Source organism: Paenarthrobacter sp. C1, assembly GCF_049315185.1.
Lineage (GTDB): Bacteria > Actinomycetota > Actinomycetes > Actinomycetales > Micrococcaceae > Arthrobacter > Arthrobacter nicotinovorans.
The window spans coordinates 405,991-425,546 of sequence record NZ_CP186052.1; the positions used below are offsets into that span (position 1 = coordinate 405,991).

The following is a 19,556-nucleotide window of genomic DNA, read 5'->3' on the forward strand; positions in this document are numbered from 1 at the left end:
TTCAGGCGTGCTGGTGCGATTCGTGCTCGGAATGGCTGACGGGCTCCAGTTGGAACGTGCAGTGCTCGGTGTCGAAGTGCCGGCCAAGGCAGGAGCCAAGCTGGTCCAGGATGCTGTCCGCCCCGGTGGCATTGAGCACCTCGTCCTGCACCACCACGTGGGCGGAGAACACCGGTACGCCGGAAGTGATGGTCCAGATGTGGATGTCGTGTGCTTCCACCACACCGTCCACGGCCATGATGTGCTCGCGGATCATGTTCACGTCCACGCCCTTGGGGGTGGCTTCAAGAAGTACGTCCACCACGTCGCGGAGCAGATGCCATGCACGGGGAATGATCATCAGGGCGATGAGGACCGAGGCGATGGGGTCGGCAGCCGAGAACCCGGTGGTCATGATCACGATTGCTGCCACGATGACCGCGATGGAGCCCAGGAGGTCGCCCAGCACCTCAAGGTAGGCGCCGCGGACGTTGAGGCTTTCCTTTTGCGCCCCCTGCAGGATGAGGAGGGAAACCAGGTTGGCGACGGCGCCCAGGACTGCAGCCCACAGCATTACGCCGGTCTGGATTTCGGTGGCTTCGCCGAACCGACGGATCGCTTCGATCATGATCACTACGGCGATCACAATGAGGATCAGAGCGTTGGCCAAGGCAGCCAAAACCTCTGCGCGCTGGTATCCGTAGGTCCGCAGATCGCTGGCCGGGCGGGTGGCGATCCATGCGGCCATGAGCGCAATGAAGACACCTGCAGCGTCGGAGAGCATGTGCCCGGCATCCGCCAGCAGCGCCAGGGAACCGGAAACGACGGCACCGACCACTTGGATGCCCACGACGCCCATGGTGATGCCCAGGACGGCGATCAGGCGTTTGCGGTGCTTTCCGGTTGCGGTAACGCCGTGCGAGTGGTTGTGATCATGCCCCATGCATACAAGGCTAGCCCCAGCCGAGCTCGTGCAAGCGATCGTCATCTATCCCGAAGTGGTGTGCGATCTCGTGAACCACGGTGATGGCAACCTCATCGATGACTTCCTGGCGGCTGCCGCAGATATCCAGGATGGGCTGGCGGAAGATGGTGATGCGGTCGGGCAGGGAGCCCGCATCCCACCAGGAATCCCGTTCCGTCAGCGGCACGCCCTCGTACAGTCCCAACAACACTGTGCCCGGGTCTTCCCCCGGCTGCGGGGTGTAGTCGTCCTCAATGAAAATTGCCACGTTGTCCATGGCACGGGCGGCTTTGGCCGGAATCAGCTGCAGGGCGTCGCTGACGGCTTCTTCAAACTCCTCGGGGGACATTTGGAAGGGCGGCCTGTGCGGCGCGTTCCGGTCCGGCAGCGGCGAAGAGGGACGCTCGCCGTCGGGAACGATGGGAAGTCCGGGAGGAAGATTCGCGGGCATGACTCGACTTTAGTCCGCCACGGCTGTATTGGCGCCCCATGTCATGAGGGATACTGATCTCAGTCCCTTTCCGATAGACACAGGAACCGCATGACTTCCACCGCTTCCCCCATGTCTGAACCCCTCGACGTCGTCGTTGTGGGCGAGGCGCTGATCGACATCGTGCAGTCGCCCGACGGCCAGGCCGAATACCCCGGCGGTTCGCCGACCAACGTTGCTTACGGGTTGGGCCGGCTGGATGTGAAAGCCGGTCTTTTGACGGCGATCGGCCGGGATCCCCGGGGTGACGCCATCGCAGCGCACCTCCAGAGCGCGGGGGTGGTGCTGCTGCCCGGGTCCCAGTCCATGGGAAAGACCGCGACGGCGACAGCCAGGATCGCTGCCGACGGTTCGGCCGCTTACACCTTCGACATTGAGTGGGCGCTGGCCCCTTTGGCACTGCCGTATGCGCCGCGCATCCTGCACACCGGTTCCATTGCTACGTTCCTTGAGCCCGGCGCGGGAGTGGTCCGGAGCTTGTTGGAGCAGGCGCAGGGAGGCTGCATGGTCACCTACGATCCCAACATCCGCACCGATCTCCTGGGCAGCCATCACGAAGCACTTGCCCTCTTTGAGGAAATTGTGCCGCTGACGGATGTCGTGAGGATGAGTGCCTCGGACGCCCACTGGCTCTACCCGGGCAAGGCACTGGAGGATATCGCGAGCCATCTTCTGACGCTGGGTACCACCCTGGCGGTCATGACCGAGGGTGCGAAGGGCTCATTGATGGCCACGCGCAACTTTCAGCTCCGGGTCCGCGCCGTGCCGTCCACCGTGGCGGACACCATTGGCGCGGGCGATTCCTACATGTCGGCGCTCATCATGGGCCTTTTGTTGCGTGGCAGCGACGGGCTGGCGCCAACCGTGCTGGAGCGGATCGGCAGCATCGCGTCGATGGCAGCCGCCATCACTGTCGGGCGTCCGGGGGCCAACCCGCCCACGCACCGTGAACTCCTGGCAGAGATGGCCCGCTAGCGGCAGGTTCAGCTGGTCCGACGCCGTGTGAGCCCAACGCCCACCAGGCACACCACTCCACCGATCAAGCCCCAGATGGTTGGTACTTCCTGAAGGACGGCCCAAGAGATCAGGATCGTTGTTCCCGGCACCAGGTATGTCGTGGCAGCGAGTTTGCCGGCCGAGATCAGCGAGAGGGCGTACGCCCACGTGGTGAAGGCGATGGCGGTGGGGAAGATGCCCAAGTACACCAGGCCGAGCGTGGCCGGAAGAGGCGCTGCCTGGACTTCGGTCACCAACTGACCTGCCCACGGCAGGCAGCAAAGCGCTCCGACCATGATGCCGAACCACGTTGCCTGGCCTGCTGAGAATTTCCGGAGCACGGGCTTTTGCAGGATTGCGCTCACTGAGGCGAGCACAGCGGCGAGGAGGCACAACAGCACTCCGGCGACATCCGCCGTCGAACGTTGCCCCGAACCCAAGGCGATCATCGCCACACCGCAGAAAGCCACCCCGCTGCCGATCAGCAGCCACCGCGGGAAGCCCTCCTTGAGGAAGATTCCCGCCAGGATGGCGATGAGGATGGGCGAGACGTTGATCAGCATGGCGCTGGTGCCGGCGTCGAGCATGTGTTCCGCGGCGTTCAGGGCGACGTTGTAGCCGCCGAACCACATCACCCCGTAGGCCACGATCGGAAGCCACTCCCGGCCTTTCGGCCAGACCTTCAGCGTCGGCAGCACCACAATGCCAAGAACGACGGCGGCAACCGCCAAACGCCCGAGCGTCAACGACCCGGGGGAGAAGCTGGGGCCGACCGCCCGGATGCCCACGAACGCGGATGCCCACAGGACAACGGTAACGATGACCGCAGCGATGCCCAGTTTGCTGATGGCCGCTCCCGGCGCGGGGGTGGTGCGCGGGGGGAGGCTCGGGGATGGCTGGCCGGGTTCGGCCGGGGAAGTGGTTGTCATGTGCCAAATCTATCGGGGCATCGGCCGGGACGGCTGGCGGTTTTCGGACGCGTCAGGGCAAGATCCTGCCAATGTTCGCGGGCTTCCCTTCTCGGGTCTCGCGAGGGGTTACCTTTCGACTCTTAGGAAGCCTCCAAAAGGGTGGGATCCAACCCCTCGGCGCGCTCGCGAGCGGGGGTCCGGGATGGTCCTCCAACCTCGATTTGGGAATATCGGCATCTATGCTCTAAAGTTTTAGAGTCCAGTTCGGACGAGCGAGACACGGAAAGAACGCGTAAAGCGTCCCTTTTCTTTGCAAAATCCGAATTGAGTTCAGGCCCCCATCGTCTAGCGGCCTAGGACACCGCCCTTTCACGGCGGCGGCACGGGTTCGAATCCCGTTGGGGGTACGCAAGGAAGTGGTAAATCGGACTGAAAAAGTCTGGTAAGCTAGAAGCCTTGAAAAAAACGCGGTAGAGATACTGCAAACGCAAGGCCCTGTAGCGCAGTTGGTTAGCGCGCCGCCCTGTCACGGCGGAGGTCGCGGGTTCAAGTCCCGTCAGGGTCGCTCTGAGCGCCGAAGAAATTCGGTTCTCAAGGTGACATGTCACCTAGGCTCTGTAGCTCAGTTGGTAGAGCGTTCGACTGAAAATCGAAAGGTCACCGGATCGACGCCGGTCGGAGCCACCACTGGGAAGCATCAGTTCTTTGGAACTGGTGCTTTTCTTCTTTTAAGGCCCAGGATCTCCGTTGAAGACGCGGCTTCTCCGTCCCCGCGTACCGCCGCCACCCACTTTGACACTGTGAGGGATCCAATACACCGTGTTGGATGTGTTGCCGGGCTGTCCGCCCTCGAATTGGATGGTGGCGGCACGGGTCTTTCCCAAAACTTCGACGTCGGCACCTGGGTGGTGTGGCTTTGTGACCTTGTTTGAGGCCGTTGAGTGCGCTTTTCCCGCGGTTTCGAGCTGTTTCGGGTTCAAAACGGGTCAGGAAGCTACTGTTCCGAGGCCTTAGTGCGTTGGTTCTGTGCCGGGGCAGCCCCAGGAGTTGGGGTTTTGTTGGCAGGTGTCGGCGACGAGTGCTCTTTGTGTTTTCCAGACGTGGATGGTTGTGGCTGGTGTGGTGATGTTGAGGGTTCCGTTGATGGGTAGTGGTGGGCCGTTGTTGACGGAGTAGGTGCCGGTGAAGCTGGTGGTGATGGTGGCGGGGTAGTTGCCGGTTTGGGTGTAGCTGTGGCTGGTGCGGGTTTCGGTGGTGAGCCATTCGGCTTCGGGGATGGGGTAGCCGGCGGCGGGGGTGGGGCCCAGGGTGGTGCCGTCTCCGAAGGTGTAGGTGTGGTTGGCGGGGGTGGCGGTGAGGTGGATGGCTTGGCCGAGGATGGTGACGTCGAAGGTTTGTTCGGTGGCGGTGGTGTAGAAGTTGGTGGGTCCGCCTTTGAGGGTGTGGGGGAAGGGTTGGGCTTGGAGGTTTCCTGGGTTGATGGGGAGTTGGCGGAAGTCGTTGAGGATGCGGGCGGCGATGTCGGCCAGGACGTTTTGCGGCTCTGCGTCATAGAGACAGGTGGGGCCGGTGATGGGGATCCAGTTGGTCCAGCCGGGGTTGGTGATGGCTTTGGGGGCTTCTTTCCAGATGACGGGGGTGCCTTCTGGGCCACCGGGTGTGGTGGCGGGGCAGTCGAGGGCGTCGCAGCCGGGGTCTTTGGTGTCGGGTCCGTCGGCACGGCAGTGGGTATCGGCCATGTACTGGTTGGGGTCCTCGTCGGCCGGGGACGCTCCAGGCCTCGGCTCAGATTTGCCGGTCTCGGGGTTGAAGATAAATGTGGCCCCGACGGTCAGTGCCGTCTCACCTCGGCCGACACTTAGTTGGCGTCCGTCGTCGTTTGAAGAATGCGCGGGAGCCGGGGTTGCCCAGATAGCCGAGAGGACCAGGAGAAGAACCCCAACGCGAAGGATCTTCACCATCAACCAACAATCAAGCCGTTGTTAATGACTCTCCACGTACCACTCCTGAATTCCAGAAAAACCGCCTCGGCGATGTTCGATGCCGGTGTAGATTCCCTGCCCTCAGTGCCGTCGGGGTTGAGGTAGTGAATTTCTTCTTGAATGACCTGGGCTCTGGCCTCTTGGGTACTTGCCCCTGCGGTCCAGATGATGTCGACGGCTGGAACGGAAATTTGCCCGCCAACCATCCATCTTCCGTCCGAGTGGTTGCCCTCAAGAGCTCTCTTATAAGCGGCTGCGAGCGTGTTGGAGGTATCGGTGGTCTGTAGCCATGGACCCAGGTCACCGGTCTCAGTGGCATAAGAGTACGTCGCGTACCAGTACCGAATAAACGCCTCCAGCCCCGCCTTGGAGTTCTCCTTCGCCAACTCGGGCATCACGGGCACCGGCACGTTCTGCGCCTTCCCGCTAGCATCCGCCGGCTTGTACGCACCCGACGAAGGCGGAGCAGCCGAAGCAACAGGCGACGAAACACTTGAGGTGGGCGACGCCGTCGTCGTGTGTGTTTCCGAGGTGCCCGCAGTGGGTGACCCGCCCTGGCAGCCGCTGAGAAGCACCGCTGCAACAACGACGATTGCCGCCGTTCGCGCACGGAGAGGCAACAAAGCGGCATACGTAAGGCGTGGCATGGCGAGCTCCCCAGCAGCTGTTTCAGGTGATGTGTCGGCCAGTCTAGGCAGGGTTTCCAGTCGCCTCCCAGTCTGGAAACGGGCCTTGTGGATAACTCGTCTCTGGCCTCGGGGCGATGGCCGAAGTATTCTTGGCCTGCCAGCTTGTCATCGCACGCATCTTTTTGGGGGAATTCATGGTCGCCATCGAACGTTCACGCCTGTCCTTTTCCGGCCGCCTGGCAGCAGCTGCCGGTCTCGTCGCAATGCTGACGCTCAGCGCCTGCTCCTCACCATCGCCGGCAGCTCAAAACACCCCGGCGGCGGCGTCCGAAACCCCCGCCGCGGAAGTGGGTTCAAGCTCCGCTTCCGCCAGCGCGCCCAGCCCGGACGGCTCGGCAGGAACCGACGGTGTATACGGCCAATTCACCTCAATGTCAGAGGCTTGCCTGTCTGTCAGCGCCACCATGCTGAGCGTCACCATTCTCCCCCTGGCAGCCATGACCGGCGGAAATGCTGAGGACATCCAGAAGGCCAAGGATGAGTTGTCGAAAATGCAGGGCAAGGTGCCGGAAGAGCTGAAGCCGTCGTTCGAGAAACTGCGGGCCTTCACTGAGTCCGCGGGGTCGGATTTCAGCAAGTACGGCGATGGCCAGTTCGAGGAACTCATGAAGCCCATCCAGACGTGGACAGAGAAGAACTGCTCCTAGGGCACCGCCGCGCGCACCCCTTGTCTCCAAAGCGTCGTAGCTAGACGCTAGGGTGGTACTCAAGAGAAGGGGAGTGCTCCATGGAAGTCCAGAACGTGCAGCCGGATCCTGTGCCTGGGGGCGAGATTCCCGGTACCGGACGCACCATCATCTCCGAGGCCGCGGTGGCGAAGGTGGCAGGTATCGCTGCCCGCACAGTGCCCGGTGTCTACTCTCTTGGTTCAGGTCCTTCCCGCGCTCTTGGCGCGATCCGTGACGCTGTCGGCAGTTCAGACCACGCAGCGGGCGTCCGCGCCGAGGTGGGCGAAACCCAAGTGGCAGTGGACATCACCTTGGTTGCCCTCTACGGCCATCCTTTGCATGGCGTCGCCAATCAGGTCCGGGCGGCGGTGTACCGCGCTGTCGAAGAACTGGTTGGCCTTCAGGTAATCGAAGTAAACATAGAGATTACCGACGTTTTCATCGCGCCGCCGGCAAAACAGCCCGGGGCCAAGACCGTCGTGGTGGAAAGGGAGGCACTCCAGTGAGCATGACCGTAGTGGGAATCGCGATCGGAGCCTTCGTGGCGTTCATGTCGTTCTCGTTCGGGCTGTGGGGTTTCCTCATCTCACTGCTTTTCATGGGAATCGGAGCGTTGTTGGGGCGGGCCGCCGAAGGGAAACTGGATCTTAGAAGTGTCCTTGACGCCATTACGGGCCGGCGCTCTTCGTCATGAGCGTGGCTGAGGCTGTGGAGTACACCACCACCAGCCTGGCCGGCCATAACCGGATCAGTACCCAGGCTTTGACTTCCCTGGCCCGCGCCGCTGCCGCCGAGGCGCTCGGCGTTGAGGCCAGCGACATCCGCGCGGATTGGGCGGACGACGACGGCCTGCTGGCTTTGTCGATTGTCGCACCCATCAGCGTTCCGGCTTTGACGGAAGTACTCCGGGATCCCAGGCGTGTCCAGGGTTTCGGGGGCTCCATCTGGGATCGCACCGTAGCTGCCAAATCCAGAGTCCTCGAGACGGTGACCCGGCTCAGTGGTTCCCAGCTGAGCAGGGTGGATATCAGGATCAGTGGGGCCCAGGTCAGGGAGGGAGGCCGCGTTCAATGACACAGGACCAGGAAACCGGGAAGTTCATGGCCGTGGGCCTGGACAACGACGCCGCGCCGGTGGCGGGGGAGGACCCCGCGATGAGCCGTATCCTCCGTCGCGAGACCCATTCATCACGGGCCGGCGCCGCCGTCATTGCTGCGGTGCTCGTCATTATTCTCTGCGTATACGCGTTGCTGGAAGCCGGAGTCCGTGCGGTCGGCCAGCCTCCTTGGCTGGTTGATCCCACCACTGCTGCCGAACGCATCATCGCCCTACCTGAGGGCATTTCACCCCTCCTGCTGGGAGCGAGCGCTGCCGTGGTCGCCATGGTAGGGCTGTTCTTCCTGCTCCACGCAGTGCTGCCTGGCAGGCGGGCCCGCCATCTGCTCCGGGACCCGCGGACCGCCGTCGTGGTTGACGACGAAGTCCTGGCCTCCGCACTTGCCCGTCGTGCCCGGATGGCAGCGAATGTTACCCAGGAGCAGGTGATGGTGGTGGTTTCCAGACAGACAGTGGTGGTCAATGTGCGGCCAACATCCGGGAGCCGCGTGAGCCACGACGCCGTGCTCGCGGCTGTGCAGGCTGAACTTGAGGAGATGTCGCCGGTTCCCATGCCCACGGTCCGGGTCAACCTGGCGTCGTCGGGGGTGATTGGGGCGTGAACGGAACACCCCGGGCACTCAACCGCGTCTTGCTCTTCATCATCGGGATCAAACTCCTGGCGGTGGGTCTTCTGCTCCTGCTGCTGGCGACTGTCCCTGCAGTGGCCGCCTGGTGGCATGGATGGGCTGCCGGCGTCTGGGCCGGAGCTGAGAATGCCTTCCGGCAGACGCGGTTTCCCGGACGCGAAGAGAGCTGGCTGTGGATTGTGGCGGGTGTGGTCCTGGTGGCCCTCATCGTCGCCATGATTGCGTGGCTGTCACAGCAGGGCAAAGGACGGGCCAACCTCCTGGTCGCCAGTGATGATGACAGCAATGTCGACGGCGAAGTCAGGATTGGCGGTGGCGTCGCCGAACAGGCACTGAGGGCTGCGTTGACGGAAAGAACCGACCTTGCCGGGGTGTCAGTGGCAACCTATGAGTTCAAGGGTCAACCGGGTCTGCGGATACGCATCCAACCGCGCCAGGGCGTGGCACCCCACCTCCTGGCTGCGGAGGTCTCACAACTGGTCGAAGCACTGGACCTCGTCATCGGACAGAAGACACCGGTGCTGGTGCACATGGTTTCGGGGGCGCGCTCAAGATTCACGAAAGCCGAACGGGTGCGCTGACGTTGCGTAATTCCGCTGCTGCAAATAGTTTGAAGCCAGAGGGGGAAACCTCCTTTGATGCGCAAAGCCACAACCCGACAGAGGAGTTCGTCATGACTGAGGAAAACACTGGAGCCGACGCCGTGAATGACGGGGCATCGAACGCGAAGAACGCCACAGGCGACGCACTTGAAAATGCCAAGGAATTTGCTGGTGACGCTGTGGAGAATGTCAAGGAATTCGCTGGTGAAGCCGCAGAGAACGTGAAGGAGTTCTTCTCCGGTGACGTTGGAGAGAATGCCAAGGAATTGGCCGGTGACGTCGCGGAGAAGTCAAAGGAAATTGCCGGGGACGTAGCCGAAAACGTGAAGGACCTCGGCGCTAAGATTGCCGGACTGTTCAAGGACGGCAAGCAGCAGTAGTTTCTGCCATCGGAGGACAGGAGACAGCAGTGGCAGGATCAATGGCGCCCGAATCTTCCCTGGACGCGGTCCTGGCGGAGCTTGCCGCCTTGGAGGATCCCCGGGCCCGCGAGGTCAATGAGAAGCACGGCGACGATCACGGGGTGAATCTCAGCAAGCTTCGTGCTGTAGCCAAGAGGCTCAAAATCCAGCAGGATCTGTCCCGCGAACTGTGGTCCACGGGCGACACCGCTGCGCGTCTTCTGTCACTTCTGATCTGCCGTCCCAGGGACTTCGGAAAGAACGAACTCGACGCCATGCTCCGGGAAGCCAAGCGACCCAAAGTACATGACTGGTTCGTCAATTACGTCATCAAGAAAAGCCCGTTTGCTGAGGATTTGAGGGTGGCATGGTTTGCCGACCCTGATCCTGTGGTGTCCAGTGCTGGCTGGGCACTGACCGCCGAACGTGTGGTCAAACGCCCCGAAGGCCTGGACCTCGGAAAACTGCTGGACATTATCGAAGCAGAAATGAAGGACGCCCCGGACCGCCTGCAGTGGGCAATGAATAACTGTCTGGCGCAAATTGGGATTGAACACCCGGAGTACCGTCCGCGTGCCCTGTACATCGGCGAGCGGTTGGAAGTGCTGAAGGACTATCCAACGCCACCCAACTGCACTTCTCCGTTCGCCCCGGCCTGGATCAATGAAATGGTCAGGCGCCAAGCCGGAAACTAATGCCCGGGCAGCTTCGGGTGCCTATGCCGCGGATGTCTTGTCCCTGCGCTTTTGGGCGATGTAGAGGACAAGGGCGGCGACAACCAGGATCGCGGCAGCAATGCCTACGGCCAGGGGAGCGTTGTCATCGTTGGGTTTGACCTGTTCCGGTGTGGTTTCAGTCGCCGGGGCAGGGGTGCTGGACGGCGAAGTCGCTTCGGGCGTCGGCGATGGTGTCGCGGTGCGGGCTTGGGCAGGGTTTTGGACGGTGGTGGTCTCCTTGGCCGGAAACATCGCTTCCGCGGCGGCGTGTGCCTGCGCCGGAGCTGCGGCGACCGCAGGGGAAAGGACGACGGCGGCAATCACCAAGCGGATGCGCAGGAGTCGCGTTGTAAAGAGTTTCATCGAAGTGTTCTGCAATTCTGCTGGTTGGCCAGGGACAGGTAGGCGCCTAAGCCGCTCCCGGGCGTCTGCCCGGGGCAGTCCGGGGCAATGATAACGGGCCGCTTGGCGGGTGGTCAGCTATTTCACGGCATCGGCTACGAGCTGACGGAATTGTGCCTCGGTGTCCAGGGTGAGCATCTCACCGTTGAGGAAGAACGTCGGTGTTCCTTTCACTCCCAGGGTTGTACCGTCCGCGATGTCCTTCTTGATCCGTTGCTTGGTCTTGTCGTCCGCCACAGCAGCGTCGTAGGCACTCAGATCGAGGCCCAGTTCCCCGGCGAATGTGCGGAACAGGGGTGCTTGGGACTCCGTCTTCTCGCCCCACTGCGCCTGGGTTTCGAACATTTTTGCGTACATTTGCTCATATTTGCCCTGCTGGGCGGCTGCTTCTACAGCGAGGGCTGCCGTGGCCGAATTGCGGTGTGCCGGCAATGGGAAGTAGCGGTGGACGAAGGTGACGCGGTCTCCGAATTCCTTCTTCAGTTCCTCGACCACCGGCTGCGCGGCGAGGCAGGCTTCGCACTCGAAGTCCAGGAACTCCACCAGTTGTGCCTTTTCGACAGCCGGTGAGGTGACTCGATGGCTGTCGTCACGGACCACTTGGGCTTCAGCAGCAGGCGTAGGTTCTGTCGGAGCGGGTTTGTTCAGCGTAAATACGGTGTACCAGATCACTCCAACGGCGACGAGGACAGCCAGCAGGACCCAGATGAATACCCGGACCTTCTTTGCCTTGTCCATGGGCTGGGGCAGTGTTTTGCTGTGCGTCATCAGTGGTGGATGCTTTCCTGGTCGCGGTGGGATGCTGGTTCGATCTGGAAGGTGGAATGTTCGACGCTGATGTCGAAGTCCTGGGCGAGGCATGCCTGCAGCTGAGCGAGGATGCCGGCCGCGTGGCCGTCGGTCATGCAGCTGTCTTCCACTGCAACGTGCGCCGAGAGCACCGGAGTTCCGGAGGCCACAAGCGAAGCATGAAGGTCGTGAACATCGATGACGTGCGGGAGAGCCAGGATGTGGTCGCGCACCTTGGCCAGGTCCAGTCCTTCGGGAGTGGATTCCATCAGCACGTTCACGGTGTCGCGGAGCAGCTTCAGGGTCCGCGGGATGATCAGGACGCCGATGATCAAGGACACGACGGCGTCGGCCTGAAGCCAGCCGGTGACGGCTATGACGATGGCCGCCGTGATGACCGCTACCGATCCGAGGGCGTCGTTGAGGACCTCAAGAAAGGCGGCCTTCATGTTGAAGTTGTGGTTCCGGCCGGAGGCCAGAATGACCAGGCCTACGGCGTTGCCGGCCAGGCCAATGACGCCGAACCAGAGCATCGTGGACCCGCCGATTTCGGGTGGTTCGAAGAGCCTGCGGATGCCCTCGACGATGACGAAGCCGCCGACGGCGAGCAGCAATGCCGCCTGTCCGGCCGCGGCGATGATCTCGGCGCGTTTATAGCCCCAGGTCCGTTTCAGCGTGGCGGGCTTCATGGCCAGCGACGCGGCGACGAGCGCTATCAACAGCCCGGCGGAATCGGTGAACATGTGCCCGGCATCCGCCAGCAGCGCCAGGCTCCCAGTGAGTGCGGAGCCGATGATTTCGGCAATCATCACAGTGAAGGTGATGGCGAAGACCGTGATGAGTTTGCTGCGCCGAACAGTCGCTTCGGAAGCGTGATCGTGACCGCTCATGCGCGGGCCTGCCGGACGGCGGGCAGGACAGCAGCACCGTCCGCCATCACACCCGTCCCGCCCGACGCGATCAGGAACGGCAGTCCCGGGGAAATGGCCGGGCTGCCTCCTGCAAGTGCGGCTTTCAAAGTCACGATGGCTCCTAGGTGCTGATCCCCGGCCCGGTCCCTCAGCCCGGGGCCGGGAGGTGCCAGGCATTCCGGCACCTCTTCAGAATATATGTAGAGTTGTTCAGACGTTAATTTGTGGCCACACCAAGCACGGCCGGACTCTGTGTCCGTCATCCTTTCGACGGCCGCTTAGGGCGGGACAAATGCGACGCATTCGCAGGTAGGGGTAGTCTTGATGGATGACTGGAACAGCACGGGCACGGCAGGCGACGCCACGTCGGGCCGGCAGCGATTGCGCAGTCCGTGTGGTCGACGCCGACCGGGTCGAGGAGGTCAGGGCGCGGATGCCTGCCGAGTCGGACGTGAACGATCTGGCCGTGATCTTCGGGCTGCTTTCGGACCCGGGCCGGGTGCGGATCCTCATTGCCCTCCTCGACGGGGAAATGTGCGTGTGCGATCTTGCTGCCACCACCGGGCTGAGCGAATCAGGAGTCTCCCATGCGCTGCGGCTGCTGCGCGGACCGCGTGTAGTGCAGGTCCGTCGGGCCGGCCGGATGGCGTATTACTCCCTGGCGGATTCGCATGTGCGGATGTTGCTCGACCTCGGGCTCACGCACGTCGGACACGCGGGCCAGGACAGGCTCCAAGCGGTCAGCAACGGCTAAACAGCACCCCGGTACACGGCGCGTTCACCAAGTGGGCGTGCTGAGATGGGCGAGCCTGGAATCGAGGGCCCCGTCTGGCTTCCCTCGCTGCCACCCTCGCTGGGTGAGTACCTCGCGCCGAACCTTCAGCCGGTTCCGCTGATTCCAGCCATGGCACTGCTGGCGGCGGTGTTCTACCTCGCCGGTGCCATCAGCCTCTGGCGCAAGGGCCGGCACTGGTCGCCGGTCAGGACGGCGTCGTTCCTGCTCGGCTGCGTGGCCATTATGGTTGTGATGGGCGCCGGGATCGAGGGCTACGGACTGCGGATGTTCTCCGTCTTCATGTTCCAACAGCTGACCCTGATGATGGCCGTGCCTCCGCTGCTGGTCATCGGCTCTCCGGGCACCTTGCTGTTGCGGGCAACCCCTCATGGCCGCTTCGGCCGGCCCGTCTTGAGGATGGCCATGTGGGGGCTGCGTTCACGCTGGGGCAGATTGGCCATCCACCCGGCTTTCATGGTGCCCCTGTTCCTGCTGAGCTTCTACGGCGTCTATTTTTCCGGCCTCGCGGACCTGCTGCTGCCGAATTGGTACGGGCACGTGGGGCTGGAACTGCTGTTCCTCGCTGCGGGCGTCCTGTTCACCGTGCCGCTGATCTCGGCAGACCCGCTGCCCACCCGGCAGACGCACTTCGGTCGTATGCTCGACATCTTTGCCGAGATGCCGCTGCACGCCTTTTTCGGCGTGGTCATCATGATGGCAACGGCTCCGATGGTCAGATTCTTCGCCACCCCACCGGCAAGTTGGAGCCTCGACCCCATGGCGGACCAGGGCATGGCCGGAGGCTTGGCCTGGTCATACGGGGAACTGCCGGGAGTGCTGCTGCTCATGTTCATTCTGGTGCGCTGGCAGCGGGACGAGGCCCGGGGATGGGCTGCGGCCGCCCATAAGTCCGCCGTGGCCGGCGACCCTGAGCTGGACGCCTACAACGAATATCTGCAGCAACTGGCCAACCGTCCGATGCGCCGGAACTGAAGGAGCGCCGGAACTGAAGGAGCGCCGACACTGAAGGAGCGCCGGCAGAGAAAGATCCGCCGGAATGAAGGAGCGCCGGCGAAGAACAGGGCATTCAGCCCCTGTTGCGGTGCATCATCCGGTAGGTGAGCTCTGCGAGGAGTTCCTCGTCGGAAAGATGTGAGGCCCGGGCGACGGGTGCCGCGGGAACGGCAATGCGGGGTGGTCCTTGCCGTGAGTCGTCCCCGGAGCGCATGTCGTCCGGCGTGATCATGTCCGGTGCGAAGTTCGATTTGCCCTTGAGGACTTCGGACACCGATCCTGCACGCCAACCCAGGGCATGCTCGAGTTTGCGTTGGTTGATTTCCTGCGTGCGTCGCGTGCCCGACTCCAGTGTCCGCACTGTCTTGATGGCGGTTCCTGCTTGTTTGGCCAGCTGCACCTGACTGAGACCTTGCGCGAGACGCTCTTCCTTGATGAGCCGTCCAATGGTCTGCAGTGCTTCGAGTTCATCCACGCTTCCCACTGTTCCATAGGCAATAGTGGGCAATCAAATCGACTCAAGGCCGCGACCATCCCAAAACGCATCCATGTCGGCGGAAAGAGCCCCCGCTTCCAGGGTGGTGGGCGTGAATAATCAGGCTACTTTGTATCGTTGTGGTCACGACGCGTGTAAGCGCTTGCATTTTGCTTCCTCCCGTGACTATTGTGAGCCTCACCACATCAACCGCACCGCGGAAAAACCTGGTCCACTCACCGAGGAGTTCCCAGCATGAAATCCAAAAAGTTCCTGCTTCCGGCAGCTGTAGCCGGAGTCCTGGCTCTGTCCCTGACCGCCTGTGGTGGCGGCGGGGGTGGCGGCGGCACCAGTTCCGGAGGTGCCAGCGGCGACGCAGCCAACAACCTTGACGGCCGCGGGCCGATCACCTACGTCCAGGGCAAGGACAACAGCAACGTTGTCCGGCCCCTCATCGAAAAGTGGAACGCCGCCCATCCGGACGAGAAAGTAACGTTCAAGGAGCAGTCGGACCAGGCCGACCAGCAGCACGATGACCTGGTCCAGAACTTCCAGGCCAAGAACGCCAACTACGACGTCATGAGCGTCGACCTCATTTGGGTTGCTGAGTTCGCTGCCAAGGGCTGGCTGCAGCCGCTCAAGGACAAGACCGCAATCTCCACGGACGGGATGCTCGAGTCCACCGTCAAGAGCGCAACCTACAACAACACCCTGTATGCAGCCCCCCAGAGCTCGGATGGCGGCATCCTCTACTACCGTGGTGACCTTGTTCCCAACCCGCCCAAGACCTGGGACGAGATGATGGGAATGTGCGAGATCGCCAAGCAGAACAACATCGGCTGCTACGCAGGCCAGTTCCAGAAGTATGAGGGCCTGACGGTCAACGCTGCTGAAGCCATCAACTCGGCAGGCGGCAAGATCGTTGATGATTCCGGCAAGGCTGCCGTGAACTCCAGCGAAGCAAAGGCCGGCCTCACCAACCTGGTGAACGCCTACAAGGATGGCAACATCCCCACCGAAGCAATCACCTTCCAGGAAGAGCAGGGACGCCAGGCCTTCGAAGCCGGCAAGCTGCTGTTCCACCGCAACTGGCCTTACGTGTACAACCTGGCCAAGACCGACGGTTCCTCCACTGTGAAGGACACGTTCAAGATGGCACCCCTCCCGGGCAAGGACGGCCCCGGTGCCTCCTCGCTTGGTGGCCACAACATCGCCATGAGCGTCTACTCCAAGAACAAGGCAACTGTTGCGGACTTCATCAAGTACATCACCAGCGAGGAAACCCAGCGCTTCTACGCTACCCAGGGTTCGCTGGCCCCGGTCCTGACCAAGCTGTATGACGATCAGGAACTCGTGACCAAGCTGCCGTACCTCCCGGTGCTGAAGACGTCCATCGAGAACGCGGTTCCGCGTCCCGTGACGCCGTTCTACCCCGCCGTCACCAAGGCTGTGCAGGACAACGCCTACGCTGCCCTCAAGGGAGAGAAGACCGTGGATGCGGCAATCTCCGACATGCAAGCGGCTATTGAGTCGGCCGGAGCTAAGTAACCACCCGGGCTACAGTCCGGCTGCCTGTCCCTGAGGGGCGGGCAGCCGGACTGCCGGCCACGGCCTTCTCCCTGACAGGAGTCTTGACATGTCAACAGAACTACAAAAACCAGACGCGACGGCGGCTTCCGGACACACGATGCCCAGTCGCGAAAGCGCCGACCGGAAGCAGCTTACGCAGGGCCGTTGGGCATACACCCTCCTGGCGCCGTCGCTCATCCTGCTGGCGATCGTCATCATCTACCCGGTGCTCAACGCCATCATCATGTCCTTCCAGAAGGACTCCGGCCTCGACCCGGCCACGGGGTTCTTCTCCGAGGGCGGCCCGGCCGGCTTTGAAAACTACACGCACTGGCTGCTGCAGCAATGCACGGCTCCCGGCGGCGGCTCGCTGGCCTGCCCTCCGGGCACACTCGGAGCCCAGTTCTGGGACTCCATGGGCACTACCTTCTTCTTCACGGTGGTTACCGTGGCCTTCGAGACCGTTCTTGGCTTCTGGATGGCAATCATCATGGCCCGCGCCTTCCGCGGACGCAGCCTGATCCGCGCAGCCGTCCTGGTTCCGTGGGCCATCCCGACGGCCGTTACCGCCAAGCTCTGGTTCTTCATCTTCGCTTTCGAAGGCATCGCCAACAAGCTGTTCGGTACCCAGATCCTGTGGACCGGCTCGGAATGGCCGGCCAAGTGGGCAATCATCATTGCCGACGTCTGGAAGACCACGCCGTTCATGGCCCTCCTGATCCTGGCGGGCCTGCAGCTGATTCCGGACGAAGTCTATGAAGCCGCCAAGGTTGACGGCGCGTCCACCTGGCAGCGGTTCCGCCTGATCACCCTGCCGCTGGTGAAGCCGGCGCTGATGGTGGCCATCCTGTTCCGTGTCCTCGACGCACTGCGCATGTACGATCTCCCCGCCATCATGACCCAGGGCGCGAACGGCACCACCACGCTGTCCATCCTTGTTGTCCAACAAATCAGGCAAGGGTTCAATACAGCGGCGGCGCTATCGACCATTACATTCCTGGTGATCTTCCTCGTGGCGTTTATCTTCGTCCGCTTCCTCGGGGCGAATGCCGTGGACGCGGCCACATCTTCCGGAAAGGCCAAGTGAGATGAGCACAGCCACAGCTTCGAAGACCTCCGCCGACTCCGTGGAACGGCCCAAACGGCCCTTCAACTGGGGGTCGCTGCGCACCTACATCAGCGCCGCCATCATCCTCGTCTGGTGCATGGCACCCTTCTACTGGATGCTGGTCACCGCTTTCCGCGACGTCGGATACACGTTCGACACCACGCCGTTCTTCACCCACTTCACGTGGGACAACTTCGCGACGGTGTTCGACGAGAGCCTTGGCAACCACTTCGGCCGCAACCTGTTGAACAGCCTGATCGTTGGCGCCGTGACGACAGTCGTAGCGCTGCTGGTCGGTGTGTTTGCGGCCTACGCCCTGGCCCGGTTGAATTTCCGGTTCAAGTTCGTGGTCCTCGGCTTCATCCTGGGCGCATCGATGTTCCCCGGCGTTGCCTTGGTAACCCCGCTGTTCCAGTTGTTCACCAACATCGGCTGGTTCGGCACCTACCAGGCGCTGATCATTCCGAACATTTCCTTCGTTCTTCCGCTCACGGTCTACACGCTGACCTCCTTCTTCCGCGAGATGCCGTGGGAGCTCGAAGAAGCCGCAAGGATCGATGGCTGCACGCAGGGACAGGCGTTCCGGAAAGTGATCCTTCCGCTGGCAGCCCCGGCAACGTTCACCACGGCGATCCTGGCGTTCATTGCCTCCTGGAATGAATTCCTCATCGCCAGCCAGTTGTCGAATGACGCCACCAAGACCGTCACGGTAGCCATCGCGTACTTTGCCGGTGCGCAGCCGCACCAGGAACCGTACACGGCCGTTATGGCCGCAGGTACCGTGGTGACCATTCCGCTGGTTGTCCTTGTGCTGATCTTCCAGCGCAAGATCGTGGCCGGCCTTACGGCAGGCGCTGTCAAGTGACAAGTTACGGAAATCGACGTCGGGAGTCCCCCGCAGCGAAGCCCGACCCGGGCACCAAACGGGTACGGTCCGCGGAGGACTTCGACATCATCATCGGGTTCCTCGCCTTCTGGGGCCTGGTGCTCCTGGTGGCCACCATCTCGATGGAGGTCACCGGCCAGCCCGCCCTCGGCTGGGCGTTGGGGCTCCTGGCCGTTGTCCTCGCCCTCTGGGGAATGCTCCGCTTGCGGCGCAAGCTACCGCGCCGGACGACACGGCGGATTGGTTGAGGCGGCCCATGGAGAACACCAGTACCTGACCGGCGTCGCAATAACTTGTGCGAAATCGGCGAACAGCAGGCAGGCGGAATAGGCTGGAAGGTGCCGTCCGGGAACGAGCCCTCGGCTTTCGGCATGCACCAAAAAAGGGGGCTTGAGTGGCAAAGACGAACGAGCGGTCCCAACGCGGCGGCCACACCGGCGTCAGCATCGAGGACGTTGCCGCAGCAGCGGGAGTCTCGACGGCGACCGTCTCCCGTGCAGTGCGGGGACTGCCGCGGGTATCTCCCGCAACCCGCGAGAAGATCCTCGAAGTAGCAAGTTCATTGGGATATGTGGCGTCGTCGTCAGCCTCCGGGCTGGCGACGGGCCGCACCCGGACCATAGGCGTCCTGGCTCCTTTCGTTAGCCGGTGGTTCTTCTCGAAAGCCATCGAAGGCGCCGACCGTGAGCTGCACTCAAGGAAATACAACCTCTCCTTGTTCAATCTCGGTGGCCACGGCAGCAACCGTGAACGCCTCTTCAGTTCCACCATGGTGTACAAGCAGATCGACGCCCTGCTGGTGCTCTGCATGTCCTTGACCGAGGACGAACTGGAGCACCTCCACAAGATCGACATTCCGTTGGTGGTGGTGGGTGGCCACGTTGAGGACTGCCCCTACATCGGCATCAATGACTACGACGCCGCATCCACCGCCGTGAAGCACCTGCTGGATCTGGGACACAAGGACATTGCCCTGCTGCACGGCGATGACGAAACGGATCTGAACTTCGACGTCCCCCGGGTGCGGATCCAGGCGTTCCAGGAAGTCATGTCCGACGCCGGGCTGGAAGTCCGCCCTGAGTGGGACCAGTGGGGTGACTTCACCGTCGCCAGCGGGCAGCAGGCCTTCAACCGGCTGTGGAGCCAGCCCGGCCGGAAACCGACCGCGATCTTCTGTTCCTCCGATGAGATGGCGATGGGCGTGATTTTTGAAGCCGGCCGCCACGGGGTGAGGGTCCCGGAGGACCTCTCCGTGATCGGCATCGATGACCACGATTTCTCGTCCTCGCTGGGCCTGACCACAGTCGGCCAGCGCCCGGACAACCAAGCCGAACTTGCGACCAAGATGCTGTTGGACGAACTCGACGGCAACGTCGGAGCGGTGCACTCCGCCGTGGCTCCCCACCAGTTGATTGTCCGCGAGACTACAGCGCCGCCGAACGGGAAATTCACCAACAGCCCCAACTAAGGACGCAGGAGCCCGC

Annotated in this window: 26 protein-coding genes and 3 tRNA genes; 19 read left to right on the plus strand and 10 right to left on the minus strand. The window is 62.5% G+C overall.

Features of this window, described 5'->3' with window-relative positions; all coding sequences use genetic code 11:
• Nucleotide 1: 1 nt before the first annotated feature.
• Complete coding sequence (locus ACNAOU_RS02025) at nt 2–922, minus strand: cation diffusion facilitator family transporter (protein WP_422757905.1); 921 nt, start codon at nt 920–922, stop codon at nt 2–4.
• A gap of 10 nt (nt 923–932) precedes the next feature.
• Nucleotides 933–1,394 (minus strand): metallopeptidase family protein, encoded by a 462-nt coding sequence (locus tag ACNAOU_RS02030; RefSeq protein WP_422757906.1) that lies wholly within the window; start codon nt 1,392–1,394, stop codon nt 933–935.
• Between the two features lie 90 nt (nt 1,395–1,484).
• Here ACNAOU_RS02030 and ACNAOU_RS02035 point away from each other — a divergent pair, with 90 nt between their 5' ends.
• A complete protein-coding gene (locus ACNAOU_RS02035; RefSeq protein ID WP_422757907.1) occupies nt 1,485–2,408 on the plus strand; it encodes a carbohydrate kinase family protein in 924 nt (307 codons plus the stop codon).
• A gap of 8 nt (nt 2,409–2,416) precedes the next feature.
• On the opposite strand, the gene ACNAOU_RS02040 is transcribed toward ACNAOU_RS02035, so the two are convergent.
• Complete coding sequence (locus tag ACNAOU_RS02040) at nt 2,417–3,358, minus strand: DMT family transporter (protein ID WP_039239386.1); 942 nt, start codon at nt 3,356–3,358, stop codon at nt 2,417–2,419.
• 316 nt (nt 3,359–3,674) lie between these two features.
• On the opposite strand from ACNAOU_RS02040, the gene ACNAOU_RS02045 reads away from it, so the two are divergent.
• The 3 genes from ACNAOU_RS02045 (at nt 3,675) to ACNAOU_RS02055 (ending at nt 4,027) form a co-directional block, all read left to right on the plus strand.
• A tRNA-Glu gene (locus ACNAOU_RS02045) sits at nt 3,675–3,747 on the plus strand.
• A gap of 84 nt (nt 3,748–3,831) precedes the next feature.
• Nucleotides 3,832–3,905, plus strand: a tRNA-Asp gene (locus ACNAOU_RS02050).
• A 46-nt stretch (nt 3,906–3,951) separates the two neighbouring features.
• A tRNA-Phe gene (locus ACNAOU_RS02055) sits at nt 3,952–4,027 on the plus strand.
• A 323-nt stretch (nt 4,028–4,350) separates the two neighbouring features.
• Here ACNAOU_RS02055 and ACNAOU_RS02060 read toward each other — a convergent pair.
• Nucleotides 4,351–5,301 (minus strand): hypothetical protein, encoded by a 951-nt coding sequence (locus ACNAOU_RS02060; protein ID WP_422757908.1) that lies wholly within the window; start codon nt 5,299–5,301, stop codon nt 4,351–4,353.
• Nucleotides 5,301–5,732 carry a DUF6318 family protein gene (locus ACNAOU_RS02065; RefSeq protein WP_235503047.1) on the minus strand — a complete coding sequence of 144 codons (432 nt, stop codon included), beginning with the start codon at nt 5,730–5,732 and terminating at the stop codon, nt 5,301–5,303. Before ACNAOU_RS02065 ends, ACNAOU_RS02060 begins: the two co-directional genes overlap by 1 nt.
• Nucleotides 5,733–6,085: 353 nt before the next feature.
• Here ACNAOU_RS02065 and ACNAOU_RS02070 point away from each other — a divergent pair, with 353 nt between their 5' ends.
• The 8 genes from ACNAOU_RS02070 (at nt 6,086) to ACNAOU_RS02105 (ending at nt 10,122) form a co-directional block, all read left to right on the plus strand.
• Complete coding sequence (locus ACNAOU_RS02070) at nt 6,086–6,658, plus strand: hypothetical protein (RefSeq protein ID WP_018779543.1); 573 nt, start codon at nt 6,086–6,088, stop codon at nt 6,656–6,658.
• Nucleotides 6,659–6,738: 80 nt separating this feature from the next.
• Nucleotides 6,739–7,185 carry an Asp23/Gls24 family envelope stress response protein gene (locus ACNAOU_RS02075; protein WP_018779542.1) on the plus strand — a complete coding sequence of 149 codons (447 nt, stop codon included), beginning with the start codon at nt 6,739–6,741 and terminating at the stop codon, nt 7,183–7,185.
• Nucleotides 7,182–7,373, plus strand: a complete 192-nt coding sequence (locus tag ACNAOU_RS02080) for a DUF2273 domain-containing protein (RefSeq protein WP_018779541.1) — start codon at nt 7,182–7,184, stop codon at nt 7,371–7,373. The genes ACNAOU_RS02075 and ACNAOU_RS02080 overlap by 4 nt, the downstream gene beginning before the upstream one ends.
• The gene (locus ACNAOU_RS02085) at nt 7,370–7,753 is read left to right on the plus strand and encodes a hypothetical protein (protein ID WP_018779540.1); all 384 of its coding nucleotides are present in this window, start codon (nt 7,370–7,372) and stop codon (nt 7,751–7,753) included. The genes ACNAOU_RS02080 and ACNAOU_RS02085 overlap by 4 nt, the downstream gene beginning before the upstream one ends.
• A complete protein-coding gene (locus ACNAOU_RS02090) occupies nt 7,750–8,397 on the plus strand; it encodes a DUF6286 domain-containing protein (RefSeq protein ID WP_422757909.1) in 648 nt (215 codons plus the stop codon). The genes ACNAOU_RS02085 and ACNAOU_RS02090 overlap by 4 nt, the downstream gene beginning before the upstream one ends.
• The gene (locus ACNAOU_RS02095; protein ID WP_018779538.1) at nt 8,394–9,005 is read left to right on the plus strand and encodes a hypothetical protein; all 612 of its coding nucleotides are present in this window, start codon (nt 8,394–8,396) and stop codon (nt 9,003–9,005) included. Before ACNAOU_RS02090 ends, ACNAOU_RS02095 begins: the two co-directional genes overlap by 4 nt.
• Nucleotides 9,006–9,097: 92 nt before the next feature.
• Nucleotides 9,098–9,406, plus strand: a complete 309-nt coding sequence (locus ACNAOU_RS02100) for a hypothetical protein (RefSeq protein ID WP_422757910.1) — start codon at nt 9,098–9,100, stop codon at nt 9,404–9,406.
• Nucleotides 9,407–9,447: 41 nt separating this feature from the next.
• Entirely contained in the window at nt 9,448–10,122 is a 675-nt protein-coding gene (locus ACNAOU_RS02105; RefSeq protein ID WP_275780032.1) for a DNA alkylation repair protein, read from the plus strand.
• Between the two features lie 21 nt (nt 10,123–10,143).
• Here the strand turns inward: ACNAOU_RS02105 and ACNAOU_RS02110 are convergent, their stop codons facing one another.
• The 4 genes from ACNAOU_RS02110 to ACNAOU_RS02125 form a co-directional block, all read right to left on the minus strand.
• Entirely contained in the window at nt 10,144–10,506 is a 363-nt protein-coding gene (locus ACNAOU_RS02110) for a hypothetical protein (protein WP_275777586.1), read from the minus strand.
• Between the two features lie 117 nt (nt 10,507–10,623).
• Complete coding sequence (locus ACNAOU_RS02115; RefSeq protein ID WP_422757911.1) at nt 10,624–11,313, minus strand: DsbA family protein; 690 nt, start codon at nt 11,311–11,313, stop codon at nt 10,624–10,626.
• Nucleotides 11,313–12,224, minus strand: coding sequence for a cation diffusion facilitator family transporter (locus ACNAOU_RS02120; RefSeq protein ID WP_018779533.1), 912 nt, complete (start codon nt 12,222–12,224; stop codon nt 11,313–11,315). Before ACNAOU_RS02120 ends, ACNAOU_RS02115 begins: the two co-directional genes overlap by 1 nt.
• Complete coding sequence (locus ACNAOU_RS02125; protein ID WP_156369785.1) at nt 12,221–12,358, minus strand: hypothetical protein; 138 nt, start codon at nt 12,356–12,358, stop codon at nt 12,221–12,223. Before ACNAOU_RS02125 ends, ACNAOU_RS02120 begins: the two co-directional genes overlap by 4 nt.
• Nucleotides 12,359–12,573: 215 nt before the next feature.
• On the opposite strand from ACNAOU_RS02125, the gene ACNAOU_RS02130 reads away from it, so the two are divergent.
• Together ACNAOU_RS02130 and ACNAOU_RS02135 are read left to right on the plus strand one after the other, a co-directional pair.
• Complete coding sequence (locus ACNAOU_RS02130; RefSeq protein ID WP_035734213.1) at nt 12,574–12,999, plus strand: ArsR/SmtB family transcription factor; 426 nt, start codon at nt 12,574–12,576, stop codon at nt 12,997–12,999.
• A 45-nt stretch (nt 13,000–13,044) separates the two neighbouring features.
• Nucleotides 13,045–14,013, plus strand: a complete 969-nt coding sequence (locus ACNAOU_RS02135) for a cytochrome c oxidase assembly protein (protein WP_422757912.1) — start codon at nt 13,045–13,047, stop codon at nt 14,011–14,013.
• Between the two features lie 94 nt (nt 14,014–14,107).
• Here the strand turns inward: ACNAOU_RS02135 and ACNAOU_RS02140 are convergent, their stop codons facing one another.
• Nucleotides 14,108–14,509, minus strand: a complete 402-nt coding sequence (locus tag ACNAOU_RS02140) for a helix-turn-helix domain-containing protein (RefSeq protein WP_026267420.1) — start codon at nt 14,507–14,509, stop codon at nt 14,108–14,110.
• A 255-nt stretch (nt 14,510–14,764) separates the two neighbouring features.
• Here ACNAOU_RS02140 and ACNAOU_RS02145 point away from each other — a divergent pair, with 255 nt between their 5' ends.
• From ACNAOU_RS02145 to ACNAOU_RS02165, 5 genes are all read left to right on the plus strand, one after another.
• A complete protein-coding gene (locus ACNAOU_RS02145; protein ID WP_018779528.1) occupies nt 14,765–16,057 on the plus strand; it encodes an ABC transporter substrate-binding protein in 1,293 nt (430 codons plus the stop codon).
• A gap of 88 nt (nt 16,058–16,145) precedes the next feature.
• A complete protein-coding gene (locus ACNAOU_RS02150) occupies nt 16,146–17,165 on the plus strand; it encodes a carbohydrate ABC transporter permease (protein WP_026267419.1) in 1,020 nt (339 codons plus the stop codon).
• 1 nt (nt 17,166) lies between these two features.
• Nucleotides 17,167–18,051: a carbohydrate ABC transporter permease gene (locus ACNAOU_RS02155; protein WP_018779526.1), complete on the plus strand. Its 885-nt coding sequence runs from the start codon at nt 17,167–17,169 to the stop codon at nt 18,049–18,051.
• A complete protein-coding gene (locus tag ACNAOU_RS02160; RefSeq protein WP_018779525.1) occupies nt 18,048–18,320 on the plus strand; it encodes a hypothetical protein in 273 nt (90 codons plus the stop codon). The genes ACNAOU_RS02155 and ACNAOU_RS02160 overlap by 4 nt, the downstream gene beginning before the upstream one ends.
• Before the next feature lie 146 nt (nt 18,321–18,466).
• A complete protein-coding gene (locus ACNAOU_RS02165; protein ID WP_018779524.1) occupies nt 18,467–19,540 on the plus strand; it encodes a LacI family DNA-binding transcriptional regulator in 1,074 nt (357 codons plus the stop codon).
• The last annotated feature ends 16 nt before the right edge of the window (nt 19,541–19,556 follow it).